Source organism: Actinoplanes derwentensis, from assembly GCF_900104725.1.
GTDB lineage: Bacteria > Actinomycetota > Actinomycetes > Mycobacteriales > Micromonosporaceae > Actinoplanes > Actinoplanes derwentensis.
Map to the genome: position 1 here is coordinate 10,142,158 of NZ_LT629758.1, position 12,924 is coordinate 10,155,081.

9 protein-coding genes are annotated in these 12,924 nt (G+C 70.1%); 7 read left to right on the forward strand and 2 right to left on the reverse strand.

Annotation, left to right across the window (positions count from 1 at the left end):
- Positions 1–199: 199 nt before the first annotated feature.
- From BLU81_RS45335 to BLU81_RS45350, 4 genes are all read left to right on the forward strand, one after another.
- Complete coding sequence (locus BLU81_RS45335; protein WP_092555667.1) at positions 200–874, forward strand: sigma-70 family RNA polymerase sigma factor; 675 nt, start codon at positions 200–202, stop codon at positions 872–874.
- On the forward strand, positions 871–3,129 hold the full coding sequence (locus BLU81_RS45340; RefSeq protein ID WP_157752058.1) for a hypothetical protein: 2,259 nt from the start codon (positions 871–873) through the stop codon (positions 3,127–3,129). The genes BLU81_RS45335 and BLU81_RS45340 overlap by 4 nt, the downstream gene beginning before the upstream one ends.
- Before the next feature lie 55 nt (positions 3,130–3,184).
- Positions 3,185–3,478: a WXG100 family type VII secretion target gene (locus BLU81_RS45345; RefSeq protein ID WP_092555671.1), complete on the forward strand. Its 294-nt coding sequence runs from the start codon at positions 3,185–3,187 to the stop codon at positions 3,476–3,478.
- A gap of 84 nt (positions 3,479–3,562) precedes the next feature.
- Positions 3,563–7,915: an FtsK/SpoIIIE domain-containing protein gene (locus BLU81_RS45350; protein WP_092555673.1), complete on the forward strand. Its 4,353-nt coding sequence runs from the start codon at positions 3,563–3,565 to the stop codon at positions 7,913–7,915.
- A gap of 47 nt (positions 7,916–7,962) precedes the next feature.
- Here the strand turns inward: BLU81_RS45350 and BLU81_RS45355 are convergent, their stop codons facing one another.
- Both BLU81_RS45355 and BLU81_RS45360 read right to left on the reverse strand, forming a co-directional pair.
- Positions 7,963–8,565, reverse strand: coding sequence for a hypothetical protein (locus BLU81_RS45355; RefSeq protein ID WP_092555675.1), 603 nt, complete (start codon positions 8,563–8,565; stop codon positions 7,963–7,965).
- Positions 8,562–8,849 carry a hypothetical protein gene (locus BLU81_RS45360; RefSeq protein ID WP_157752059.1) on the reverse strand — a complete coding sequence of 96 codons (288 nt, stop codon included), beginning with the start codon at positions 8,847–8,849 and terminating at the stop codon, positions 8,562–8,564. Before BLU81_RS45360 ends, BLU81_RS45355 begins: the two co-directional genes overlap by 4 nt.
- A gap of 129 nt (positions 8,850–8,978) precedes the next feature.
- Here BLU81_RS45360 and BLU81_RS45365 point away from each other — a divergent pair, with 129 nt between their 5' ends.
- From BLU81_RS45365 to BLU81_RS45375, 3 genes are read left to right on the forward strand one after another with little or no spacing between them, the layout of a single operon-like run.
- The gene (locus BLU81_RS45365) at positions 8,979–10,016 is read left to right on the forward strand and encodes a hypothetical protein (protein WP_092555679.1); all 1,038 of its coding nucleotides are present in this window, start codon (positions 8,979–8,981) and stop codon (positions 10,014–10,016) included.
- Positions 10,013–11,287: a hypothetical protein gene (locus BLU81_RS45370; RefSeq protein WP_092555681.1), complete on the forward strand. Its 1,275-nt coding sequence runs from the start codon at positions 10,013–10,015 to the stop codon at positions 11,285–11,287. The genes BLU81_RS45365 and BLU81_RS45370 overlap by 4 nt, the downstream gene beginning before the upstream one ends.
- A 32-nt stretch (positions 11,288–11,319) precedes the next feature.
- On the forward strand, positions 11,320–12,678 hold the full coding sequence (locus BLU81_RS45375) for a ferredoxin reductase family protein (protein ID WP_092555683.1): 1,359 nt from the start codon (positions 11,320–11,322) through the stop codon (positions 12,676–12,678).
- Positions 12,679–12,924 lie beyond the last annotated feature (246 nt).

Below are 12,924 nucleotides of genomic sequence, written 5' to 3' on the forward strand. Positions count from 1 at the left end.
CTCGTCATGCGGCGACCCGCGGAGAACTGTCCGATTGGAGTCGAAATACATGGCGATTGTCAATATTTAGGTACAAAACGCCTGTGGTGAGGTTTCCTCAGAGAATCCTCAGACAATCGAAAAGTGTCGGCACGGCCTTTCCTCGACGCTGGAGCGAGTTCTGGACTGTTGAGAATGAAGCTGAGGGAGCACCGTCGCAGTGAACAGGGGTCGAAGTCTCGCCGCGGATGGCGCTCATCCAACCCGGAACGTACCGCAGCGTCCGCGTCCGGCGGCCCGGCGAAGGCGCTCCGCTGTACCGGGCCGGGCGGTTCGGCAGTGCAGCGCTGTCGCGTGCGCTCCGGCCGGGGAGTCCAGCGTTGAGCACGCCTACCTGGAGTTGGTCTCCCGCTACGGGGAGCCGATTCATGCTTACCTGCTGCGACTGACTCGTAACCACAATGTCGCCGACGATGTGTACCAGGAGACACTGCTGAAGGCGTGGCGTCACCGGCACAGTCTGATCGGCAGGGAGGGGTCGGTCCGGAGCTGGTTGTACACGGTGGCTCACAACGCGGCCGTTGACCTTATGCGTGCACGCCGGGCTCGTCCGGTTACCGGTGAGATCTGGGACAGCCTGCAACGTCCGGTCCCTGACCACGCGGATGCCGTCGTGAGCACTGTCGCGCTGATGCCCGCGTTGCTCCGGCTCTCGGCGGAGCAGCGCGTGGTGCTGTTCGAGTTGTATTACCGGCGCAGCACGGTGATCGAGGCAGCCCGTGTGATCGGCATACCTCCGGGCACGGTCAAGTCGCGGGCGCACTACGCGGTCCGGGCATTACGGGCCGAGTTGATGTCGTCGCCGGTCGCGCACAACGTGATGGAGTCCCGGTGAGCCGGCGCCATACGTCCGGGTTCGACATTCTCGGCATGGACCAGGATCCGGCTCCCGGGGATCCGGACCGGATCGACGAGCTTGCCCGGTTCTATGAGGAGATCCGAGACGACGCCCAGACCGGTGTTCGGGTCCTCGGCCGGGGCGGCTCGCTGTCCCGGGCGCGCGGGGAGTCCATGGAGAAGCTGCGGGACATGCTCGGCAAGCTGCCGGGCAAGCTCCAGCAGACGGTCGACTCCTTCGACGCGGCGGCGCAGGCTTACCGGACCTACGCCCGCGTACTGCGTGACCAGCAGACCCGCATCGACACCGCGATGGATCAGGCCCTCGAGGCCGTGCCGGCTACCCGGCGGGTAGCCCCGAGAGCGGCGACCGACGCCACACCGGACCAGATCGCTGAGGTACGGGCGGCAGCCGACGAGATCACCGGAGCCAAGGCCCGGCTCTCGGCCGCGCAACGACTCGCCGCCGACGCCCGCCGACTGCGCGAGGCGGCCTCGGCCCGGTGCCGGGCAGCGCTCGACGACGCCGCGGACAAGGCGATCAAGCCGCCTCCCCGGCGTCGCTTCTTCCAGCGCATCGGCGACTTCTTCCGCAACAACCCGATCTTCCGTCTGATCATCGACATCGTCATCGCCGTCGTCGGGGTGGTCCTGCCCGTCGTCGGTATCGTGCTCGCCGCGGTCGCGCTGGTGGTGACGGTCGCGGTCCAGGCCGCGAACGGCAACTTCGAGCTGGGCACCCTCCTGGTCGGCCTGGTGACCCTGGTACCCGGCGCGAAACTGCTCGGCCCAATCGTCCGCGGGGCGAAGTCGGTGGCTCCCGGCCTGGTCAAGACGGTCAACAGCGGCGCACAGGCGTTCGGACAAATCGGCCGGAACAACACCCTGATCAAGGGCGCGCTGACGTCCGGTGGCCGCACCGGGGCTCTCGGCCGGCAGGGCGTGGCCGAGTTCGGCAAGGGCGTGGTGCAGGAGGTCGCTACGGTCGGCCTGAACCGGGTCGGCAACCCGAACAGCGAGGGATTCAACCTCGCCTCGATCGCCGGTGGGGCGGCGGCCGGCGCTGCCTTCGGAACTGCCTTCGACGGTTTCCGGAAGGGCTCCGGCGATGGGTTCGACCTCGGTGCGCGCCCGAACGACGACGTCGGAACGACACGGGGTGGGGATACATCGGACTCCTCCGTCGCGTCGGTGGATACCGGCCCCTCGGCCTCCAGCGTGGAGAACTCCGGCTCAGGTGTCTCCCCGGATTCCGGTCCAGGGGCGCCTTCCACAGCCGATGGCGGTCCCGCGGGTACGGCCTCGTCGCCCGGGCCGTCGGATCCGACGCCCACCGTGGACTCTGGATCGACGGGTGTTGCCGCATCGCCCGAGGTCGACGCATCGAGCACCGCCCCGGTGGCTGGTCCTGGCGCGGTGGCTGGTCCTGGGCCGGCGGCTGACCGTGGCTCCGTGGCGACCTCCGGCAATGCCGCTGAGGCGGGTGCTCCGCCCGCCGGAACGCCCGACCCCATCGGGGGACCGGCGACCTCCGCAGTTCCGGGCGGCGCAGGTGCGGCCGCGGCTGGCTCGGCCCTCAGGACGGATGCGGGGAGCGGCCCACCGGTAGACAGCCCGGCCGAGAACGGCTCCGGGGCGGCACAACCCGAGCCGGCGGTGGAGCCCGTCCGGGAAACCACGGGGGCCGAGTCGCGTCAGCCTGCCGGCGACACCCGGGACGAGGCGCTGGACCCGACAGCGGCACCCGAAGACGGAACAGCCGTGGGCTCGGCGGACTCCCGAGCCGAACCCGCTGACCCGACCTCGGCTGCCGGCGACACGTCCGTGTCGTCGGCCCAGAATCCGGCCGAGTCCGCGACGCCGGGCGATGGGCCTGCCACCGCGACCCCCCTGGTGTCTCCGGCCGAGACGGCCCAGGGCGCCGCACCGACCACTGCACCGCCGCCCCTGCCTTCAGCACCGGCTGGCGCTCCCACAAGGCAGGAAGCCCCACGCCCGGAACCCGGCCGACAGGACGCCTCCGACGCCGGCAAGGCAGTGGATGCCGACTCCGGCGGCACCGGTGACGACCCGATCGAGGAACGTGCGGCACAGGCGGTGAAAGCCGCAGGCTCCGGGCTGACAGGCGACCTGGCAGCCAATGCCATCGAAGAACGTCAGGGCGAAGAGCCGCCGGCTCCGAGCGAGATCACACACGGGTTCGTCCTCGACGACGAAGACGACACCGGCTTCACCAAGAAGACCCGTAGGTAGACAACTCGCCGGCCGAGGGCCGGGGAGCACGTTCAACAGATCAAGGAGCATCATCATGCCCGATTTCGCCGTCAACAGCGACGAGACCGCCCAGACCTCGGCCGCATTGCTCAACGACTTCTCCCAGCTGCAGGACAAGCTGGTCGAGGTACGCGGCAAGGTGCAGAACCTGCTCGCCCAGGGCTATCGCACTCCGGCGGCCCAGCAGCGGTTCCAGCCGTTCTTCGATGAGTTCGCCAAGGGCTTCGACCAGGTCAATCAGGGACTGCAGGGCATCGGCAACTACGTGCGCTCGGTCGGTGAGGCGTTCGCCTCCACCGACCAGGACCTCGGTTCACGCCTCGGCTGACGTTCAGCCGGAGAGATGACCCGCGGACGCCCGGCGCGACAGCGTCGGGCGTCCGCGGCTGGACAGGATGGGAGGAGGAACGAGATGCGTCTCAACGTCAGTCTGGTTTCCGAGGACTCACCGACGGCGGAGCCGCTGGTCGTGGAGGCGGAACCGGGTACGTCGGTGCGGGCGTTCGCCGCGGAGCTGGCCGAGGCCGTTGGCGGCAGTCCCGGCACGCTGTTCCACGGCGCCACGCCGTTGGATCCGCGGATGTCGCTGGCCGAGGCACGGCTGGGCGCGGGGGCCGAACTGGGCCTGAACCGGCCGGCCCGGTCGTCGGCCGGACGGTCCGGTGCGGTGGAGGTACGGCTGGTGAGTGGACCGGGTGCGGGCGGGATCGTGCTCCTGCCGCCCGGAGAGTACGAGATCGGCGGTGCTGCCACCTGCCGGGTGCGCCTGCCCGGTGAGGTGCCGCCGGTCGCCGCCCGTCTACTGGTGACCGTGGACCGTACGGTCGAGGTCACCGCAGTGTCGGCGACGGAGATGGACGGCGTCACGCTGGAGGGCACCACTGAATGGCCTGCTGGTCGTCAGCTGGCGATCGGCGGGATCCTGCTGGAACTGGCGACCGGCGTACCGGCCCGCGCGCCGCTGACCCGCGCGGCGGACGGCTTCACGTGGGAGTTCAACCGGCCACCGCGGTTCTTCCCGCAGATCCCGGGCGGGAAGTTCCGGCTGCCGGCCGAGCCGGTCAAGCCGGAGAAGAATCACTTCCCGCTGGTGACGTTGCTGCTGACCCCGGCGATCGGTGCTCTGGTCGGCATCCTGGCGACCGGCAACTGGCGATTCATCTTCCTCGCCCTGGTCTCCCCGATCGGCGCGCTGCTGACTCAGTTCAGCAGCAAACGGCGGGGCACGCAGAGCTTCGCCGAGCAGATGCAGGAACACGACGAGAAACTGGCCCGGGTTCGTGCCGACATCGACGAGGCTGTCCTCGAAGAGCAGCGGGCCCGACGGTACGCGTACCCGGATCCGGCCTTCACCGGCCGTATCGCCACGCTTCCCGGCGAGCGGCTGTGGGAACGGCGCCGTCACGACGACGACTTCCTCGCGCTGCGGGTGGGTACCTGCTCGATGCCGTCGACGGTCCGGGTGGAGGATCCCGCCCTCGACGAGCATCGCCGGGTCACCGTGCCGGAACTGGGTCAGGTGCCGGTGGCGGTGGACGTGCGGGCCGCCGGCGTGGTCGGGGTGGCCGGGAGCCGGCTGACCCGGCTCGCGCCCTGGCTGGTGTCACAGGCCGCGGTTCTGCACAGCCCCGATGACCTGATCATCTGTGTGCTCACCGATGCCGGCGCCGAGAACCGCTGGTCCTGGGTGCGATGGCTGCCCCACGCCCGCGCCGACGGGGAGGAGGCGTACGTCCGCATCGGCACCACCGCTGAGTCGGTGTCGCGACGCATCGCCGAGCTGAACCGGATGATCGCGGCCCGGTCGGCCGCAGACCGGCAGAACCCGGCCGAGCGTGGCGCGGCGAGCGGCGAGCCGGACATCCTGGTCGTGTTCGACGGCGCCCGGCGACTGCGGTCGATGCCCGGTGCGATCACCCTGCTGCGTGACGGTCCCGCAGCCGGCGTGCACGTGCTGTGCCTGGAGCCGGAGGAACGGCTGCTGCCGGAGGAATGCCGGGCGGTCGTGGTCTCCGACGACACCGGCGCCTCGGTGCGGACGGCCACGACCGCGCAGGTCACCGGGATCCGCGCCGACGAACCGGATGCCGGCTGGTACGAGCGGGCCGCCCGCCGGATGGCGTCGCTGGGTGCTTCCGGCGACGGTGACGAAACGGTTCTGCCGCAGTCGGCACGCCTGCTCGACATCCTCGACCTGGAGCCCCCGACCCCGGACAAGATCGCGGCCGGCTGGGTGGTCCGGCCCCGCAGCACTGAGGCGGTGCTCGGCGCCGGGATGGACGGCCGTTTTGCGATCGACCTGGTCCGGGACGGGCCGCACGCCCTGATCGCGGGTACCACCGGCGCCGGTAAGTCGGAGCTGCTGCAGACCCTGGTGGCCACCCTCGCGGTGGCGAACCGGCCCGACGAGATGACCTTCGTACTGGTCGATTACAAGGGTGGCAGCGCCTTCGCCGAGTGCGAGCAACTGCCGCACACCGTCGGGATGGTGACCGACCTGGACACCCACCTGGTGGAGCGGGCGCTCACCTCGCTCGGCGCGGAGCTGCGACGCCGCGAGCACGTGCTCGCCGCGGCGGGAGCCTCCGACATCATCAGGTATCAGGAACGCCGGGCCCGGGACACGAGCATGCCGCCGATGCCGCGACTGGTCTTGGTGATCGACGAGTTCGCCTCGATGGTGCGGGAACTGCCGGACTTCGTCACCGGCCTGGTCAACATCGCGCAGCGGGGCCGGTCGCTCGGCATTCATCTGGTGCTGGCGACGCAGCGGCCGTCGGGCGCGGTCACCCCGGACATCCGAGCCAACACGAACCTGCGGATCGCGTTGCGCACCACCGATCAGGGTGAGAGCCGAGACATCATCGACGCCCCCGACGCGGGCGAATTGTCGCCGCGTACGCCGGGACGGGCGTACGCCCGGCTGGGATACGCCGCGCTCCTGCCGTTCCAGGCGGGCCGGATCGGTGGCAAGCGGCCCGTGCGGGGAGACCGGGCCGACGAGGTGCGCATCGAGATCACCCACGTGGACTGGTCTCGGCTCGGTGACCCGGTCCCGGCACGCCGAGGCTCCGGTACACCGGCCGGTGGTCCGGCCGACACCGATCTGAAGGAGCTTGTCGCTGCCGTCGTCGCGGCCACCGAACGGCTCGGGGTGCCGCGGCAGCCGAGCCCGTGGCTGCAACCCCTTGCCGAGGTCGTGCAGTGGGCCGAGCTGCCGCAGCCCGCCGGGTCCGTGCGGCCGGGTGATCTGGGCGCGGTCGCGTACGGCATCGTCGACCTGCCGGCGTCGCAGAGCCGCGAGGCGCTGATGTTCGACGTCGACCGCACCGGCCACATCTTCTTCGTCGGATCCGGACGCAGCGGCCGTTCGCAGGCGCTGCGGACACTGGCGGCGGCGCTGGCGGCCCGGCACTCCAGTGCCGACGTGCACCTCTACGCCGTCGACTGCGGTAACGGGGCGTTGCTGCCGTTGGCTGGTCTGCCGCACTGCGGTGCGGTGGTGGACCGGCTGCAGACCGAGCGTCTGGATCGCATGCTGACCTGGTTGAACAGCGAGCTGACCCGTCGGCAGGCGCTGTTTGGCGAGCAGGGTGTGGCGGACCTGGCGGAGCAGCGCCGTAACGCCCCCGCCGACCAGCGCCTGCCGCACATAGTGCTGCTGATGGACCGATTCGAGGTATTCGAACGGGATTTCGCCACCTACGACAACGGTAGTTACCTGGACCGGCTGACCCGGGTGCTGCGCGACGGCGCCGGGGTGGGGGTACACGTCGTGCTCGCCGGTGACAAGGTGCTCGGTTCGGGCCGGTTCGCCGGAGCCACCGAGGAGAAGTTGATCCTGCGTCTCAACGACCGCAGCGACTACTCGCTGCTCGGCCTGAACCTGCGCGAGGTTCCACCGGAGCTGGGCCCGGGCCGAGCGCTGCGAATGGCCGACCACGCCGAGGCACAGATCGCCGTTCTCGGCCCGGACATCAGCGGGCAGGGCCAGGCAGCGGCCCTCGTCGAGGGTGCCCGGCAGATCACCGCCCGGGACGCCGGAGTGCCGTCACATGCCCGGCCCCGCCGGTTCGCGGCGCTGCCGGAGCTGATCGGGTACGCCGAGATGCGCCGGATGCTGCCGACGGAGGGCAAGCCACTGACCGCGACCGTCGGTGTCGGGGGTGACGACATGGTCCCTCTCGGACCGGACTTCGCCGACATCCCCACCTTCGCGATCGGTGGCCCGCCGAGGTCCGGGCGCAGCACCGCGCTGCTGTCGGTGGCCCGGACGCTGCTGGCGAACGGCACCGGTCTGATCGTGATCGCGCCGCGCCGTTCCCCGCTGCGTGACCTGGCCGGGCAGCCGGGGGTCACAGCAGTGGTGACCGATGCCGGGGTCGCCGCGGTGGACTTCCGGAAGCTGCTGAAGAGCATTCCGGAGGAGACCGGCACGGTGGTGATCGACGACGCCGAACTGCTGGCGCAGTCCGACATCGACGGTGACCTGAACACCCTCGCCCGGGGAGCAGCGGGTAACGGCTGGGGTCTCGCAGTGGCCGGCAACGCCGAGGCGTTGAGTCTCGGCCTGGCCGGCTGGCTGACCCAGCTCAAACGGAACCGGGCCGGTCTGCTGATCGCACCGCAGAGCATCACCGACGGTGACCTGATCGGAATGCGGATCCCGCGGGGCATCGTCGGGCAGACGGCCCAGCCCGGTCGTGCCTACCTGCATCTGGGTGACGGGACGCTGACCGCGGTGCAGGTACCGAAAGCGGAGTGAAAATCGAGCCGGTGTGGCCTTGGTCCGGGCCACACCGGCTCGATCCGTCAGACGAAGCGCAGCGTTCCGGTGATCGCGTCGAAGACGTCGTACAGCGCGTCGGCGAGCGGCAGGTTCGGGCTCATCCCGGTGACCACCAGGAACGATCCCGGTTGTCCGGGAACCGGGACGATCGTGTGCATGGCGACCATCACCGCCGACGTGGCCTCGGTCAGCTCGACGATCTCGGTCCCGGTGATCCGGGCAACCGTCCCGACGGCGGGCAGGGTCGCCGACGTGACAGTGCGGTCCCCGTAGCCGTCGGCTCGTGCCGGGCGCGACACCTGCTGGGCGATGTCGGCGACCGACGGTTCGGTGCCGTCCGGGACGGTGATCCCGAAAACCGCCACGAACGCCATCAGCAGTCCGCCGTCGTCGTCGCGGGCGATCATGCCGGCCGCGGCCGCAGCGCCCTGCTGCCGTGCCGTGCGCAGCAGACGGCGGGCCTGGCGCATGGCGTCATCGACAGCCGCACGCTGTTCGGCGGTGGTCACCGCAGCCCGCAGCTCGTGCTGCTGCCTGCTGAGATCCTGCCGGGTCAGGTCGTAGTCGAGCCAGCCCTCGGGCACCTCGAACGTGAACGATCCGGGGACGTGTACCGATGTGGTCATCGCGCGCCTCCGAGGCTGTCGCCACCCTGTTCGTCGACCTTGGTGAAAGTGTCGAGGATCAGATCGATCGCCTCGATGATGTCATCGCACTCGTTGCGCAGTTGCTTACGGCCCGCGTCCCAGCGGTCCTCGAAATTCTCCGCGGCATCGCGGACCGGGGGACCGACGGTCTGGTTGAAGTCGGCGGAGCTGCGTTTCACGTTGATGGTCCGCAGCACCTGCCGCATCGCGTCCGCTGCCTGCTGAAGATCCTCACCCGGGATCACGATGTCTGATCTGGCCATGAGCCCATCACGACCGAAGAGCCGAAACGGTTCGCCGAATGTGACCTGAGACACAAGTATCGAACCGGTTGGGGGTCTCGATCGTGATGGCCGCATCTGTCGACCCCGACCGAACAAGGAGGTGTCATCGTGGTTCGGACTCCTGCCCACGTTCTGGCCGTCCCACTCGCCGCGGCCCTGATTCTCGTGGCCGGCTGTGCCGGCGGCGATCCTGGCTCGCCGGCTGCGGCACCGGTTCTCGCCGCCGGCGAGATCGAGCTCGTCAGCGCGCCGGCGGCGAGTGCCGGCCTGACCGGCGACGGTCGCGGAGAGACATCGCCTCCAGCGGCCACCACCGAGCCCGCTGCCGCGGCCACCTCCGAACCGGCCCCGGCGGCCACCACCGAGGCCGCACAACCCGAGCCGGCTGCCGACACGAAGGCCCCGGCGAAGTGGGTTCAGCTTTCCGTGAACAAGGCGGCCATCGGGGAAACCGTGACCGACGTGACCGGCTTCACCCTCTACACCTTCGCCAAGGACCCGGTCGACCCGCCGGCGTCCCAGTGCACCGGCGAGTGCACCCGCAGCTGGCCACCCGTGCTGATCCAAACCGGAGGCCGGGTCTTCGTCGATGGCATGACGGCCGATGACATCGCCGCTATCCGGCGGCCGGACGGCGGAGTCCAGGTCACCATCGGCGGGCGCCCGGCGTACCGCTTCAGCGGCGACACCGTGCCCGGCGACCTGAACGGACACGGCGCCGACGGCGCCTGGTTCGCCTTCTCGCCGGACGGGAAGGCGATCGACGCGCTGATCGGCGCAGCCGAGCTGAAAGACGCGAAACCGGACCGCACCAGCACGCTGACTGCCAAGAAGGGCAAAGACGGCCCGATCGTCGTCGACGACGACGGTGCGACCCTCTACCGCTTCGATCAGGACGACACCGACCCGCCGGCCAGCAACTGCAAACGCGCCTGCGCGGCCCTGTGGCAGCCCGTGGTCGCCAAACGCGGCGGAAAGGTCAAGCTCAAGGGCATCGACGCGGACCGGGTCTGGTGGTTGAGCCGCAAGGACGGAACCAAGCAGGTGACACTGGACGGTTCGCCGCTCTACCGCAACGTCGCGGACAAGAGCACCGACACGATCATCGCCAGCGCCGCTGCCCAGGGCTGGACGGCCGCCCGATGATCCGCCGTGCCGTCATGCTGCTGACGGCGATCCTCGCCGCCGTCCTGGCCGTGCCGGGAGTCGTCTCGGCCGCACCCGACGACATCGTCAAGGTCGCCATCGTGCGCACCTCGGAGCAGAACGGTGGACGTGCTGACACGTTGCCGCAGATCGCCCAGCGCAACCTGGGCGACCGGGCCCGCGCCACCGAGATCCTCGACTTGAACCGGGCCCGCCCGCAGCGGGACGGCGGTGCTCTCACCGACTCGGGCGAGGTCCGGCCCGGATGGATTCTCCTGCTACCCGACGACGCGGAGGGCCCCGACGTCCAGCTCGGCCGAGTCAACTCGGATACGACCGGCGGCAGCGACTCGTTGCTCACCGGCCAGGTCGTTGCGGCGGTGGCCGGGGCGGTGATCCTGGCGTTGCTCAGTCTTCTGGTGATCTTCCGCCGCCGGATCGGACGCGGCGTGCGTGACCGCTACCGTGCCTACCGGGACAACGCCCGCTGGCATCAACAGATCCAGGAACGGATGAGGGCACGTGCCGAGCTGGCCGCCGAGTTCGCGGCCGACCAGCGGCGTCCCGCACTGGCCCGGCAGGCGTCCGTTGAACTGGCCGCCGACACTGTGGAGGCGTACGCGCTGCGCGTCGACGAGCACACAGTGACCGCCTGGGTGACCGCCGATCACCAACCCCGCCAGCCGTGGCACGCCGAGACCGACGTCGTGTGGACCCGCCCGGCAACAGCCACGGCGAGCCCGCCCAGCGGCGGCGGCGCCGTCGCTCCCTGCCTGGTCCGGGTCGGTGGCGAGGACGGAACCCTGTTCGTGGACCTCACCTGGCTCGACGGCGTCCTGGCGATCAGGGGGTCGGCCGGAGTCGCCATCGACGTCGTGGCCAACCTGCTCGCCGACCTGACCCGATTCCGCCCCGACCTGCCGGTGCTGTCGGTGCCCGGCCTCGGCGGCGAGCCACCCGGCCTGCCACGCAACGCGGTCCGCCTGCGATCCGTGGGTGAACTGCGCATCGACGCTCCGGCTTCCGGAACCGACGACGGCATGGTGCGGCTCGCCGCCCGCCGGCGCTCACTGACCAGCCTGGCGGTGATCGCCGAGATGCCGTCGCCCGAGGAGGCGGAGCATCTGCTCGCGGCGTGCGGCCCGGGCACCGGGCAGATCGCGATCGTGCTCGGTGACCTTCCCGGCGCCCGCTGGCGATGGAACGCCGAGGCGGACGGCAAGGTCCGCCTGCCGGAGATCGGTCTGACGGTGACCGCACCGTCCCGCTAGACCCTCGAACTCAAGCTTCAGGAAGGCTCACTATGTCAACCACGACCGCAATCCCGGTCACGAACAGGCCCGCCCGGCGCAGCGGCCAAGCGCGCACCGCGTACCTGCTGGTCTGGATCTTTCTCTTGGCGAACGCGGTGATCTTGCAGATCATGTTCGCCGATCCCAGTCGGCCGGCGAACAACACGCTGACGGCTATCGGCCGGTTCTTCGGTCTGTACCTAGGCTTCACCCTGGTGGTGCAACTACTGCTGATCGGCCGGGTGCCGTTTCTGGAACGCCGCATCGGCATGGACAAACTGACCAACTGGCATCGCTGGACCGGATTCGCGATCTTCTGGCTGGTCGTCCTGCACCCGACGTTCGTCTTACTCGGCTACTCGGAGCTCGACCGGATCTCGTTCTTCGCCGAGATCCCGAACCTGGCCAAGCAGATGCCGGTGCTGCTCGGCATGATCGCCGCGGCTCTGATCGGGCTCATGGCGCTCACCTCGGTGCGGATGGCCCGCCGCCGGATGTCGTACGAGGCGTGGCACGCCACCCACCTGGTGGTATACGTGATGATCGTGCTCGCGGTGATCCACCAGATCTACGAGGGCAGCTCGATCGCCTCCAGCTCTGTCACCCAGGCCTACTGGTGGGCGCTGTGGGCCTTCGCGATCGGGTCGCTACTGGTCAACCGGCTGTTCGTGCCGATGGTGCGCAATGCCCGGCACCAGCTTCGGGTCGTCGCGGTGGTCCCGGAGACCGACACCGCCGTGTCCGTCTACGTGGGCGGCCGGCAGCTGGACCGGATGCGTGCCCGGCCGGGCCAGTTCTTCTGGTGGCGATTCCCCGGGCACGCCTCCTGGTGGCAGGTCAATCCCTGGTCGCTGTCCGCGGCACCCGACGGCCGTACCCTGCGACTGACCGCGAAAGCGATCGGATCGACAAGCGCCGGGCTGCGAGACCTTCCGGTCGGCACCAAGGTGTACGCCGAGGGACCCTACGGCGCCCTGACGACCGCGGCCCGCACCCGGGACAACACGCTGCTGATCGCCGGTGGCATCGGCATCACCCCGATCCGGGCGTTGCTGGAGGACCCCGATCTGACCGGTGACGTCGTGGTGCTCTACCGGGCCCGCACGCCCGCCGACGCGGTACTGGCCGGTGAACTGCGCAACCTCGTCCAGGCTCGCGGCGCGCGCCTGCATCTGCTGACCGGGCGGACCACGGACGGCAACCAGCCGTTCAGCCCGGAGAGCCTGCGCGGCCTGGTACCCGACATCGCCGAACGTGACGTCTACCTGTGCGGCCCGGGCGCGATGGCCACCACGGTGCAGCGCAGCCTTCGCGCGCTGCGGGTGCCGGCCCGCCAGCGGCACATCGAGGCATTCCGCCTGGGCGTCTGACGATCAGCCGAGACGGTGCAGGAGACGTTCGGCGTGGCGCCCGATCGCGACGAAACCGCCCCGATCGATCTGATGCGGCGACTCGGCGTGAGGCGGACCGGGCGTCGCGCGCGGCCTGCGGTGCCGTTGGAGGGCCGGACTGTCGCGATCCGTGAGTTGGTCTCTGCGGTGGCCACCGAGGCCGGCTGGGTCAGCTCTTGGATCTTCAGGACGCCGGTGTGGTGGTGAGGCATGCCGGGCCTCCCC

What these genes read in the sequence shown, in the direction of transcription:
- BLU81_RS45345 (WP_092555671.1), top strand. Translation starts at nt 3,185, where the DNA reads ATGCCCGATTTCGCCGTCAACAGCGACGAGACCGCCCAGACCTCGGCC.
- BLU81_RS45360 (WP_157752059.1), bottom strand. Translation starts at nt 8,849, where the DNA reads ATGGCCAGATCAGACATCGTGATCCCGGGTGAGGATCTTCAGCAGGCA.
- BLU81_RS45370 (WP_092555681.1), top strand. Translation starts at nt 10,013, where the DNA reads ATGATCCGCCGTGCCGTCATGCTGCTGACGGCGATCCTCGCCGCCGTC.
- BLU81_RS45350 (WP_092555673.1), top strand. Translation starts at nt 3,563, where the DNA reads ATGCGTCTCAACGTCAGTCTGGTTTCCGAGGACTCACCGACGGCGGAG.
- BLU81_RS45375 (WP_092555683.1), top strand. Translation starts at nt 11,320, where the DNA reads ATGTCAACCACGACCGCAATCCCGGTCACGAACAGGCCCGCCCGGCGC.
- BLU81_RS45355 (WP_092555675.1), bottom strand. Translation starts at nt 8,565, where the DNA reads ATGACCACATCGGTACACGTCCCCGGATCGTTCACGTTCGAGGTGCCC.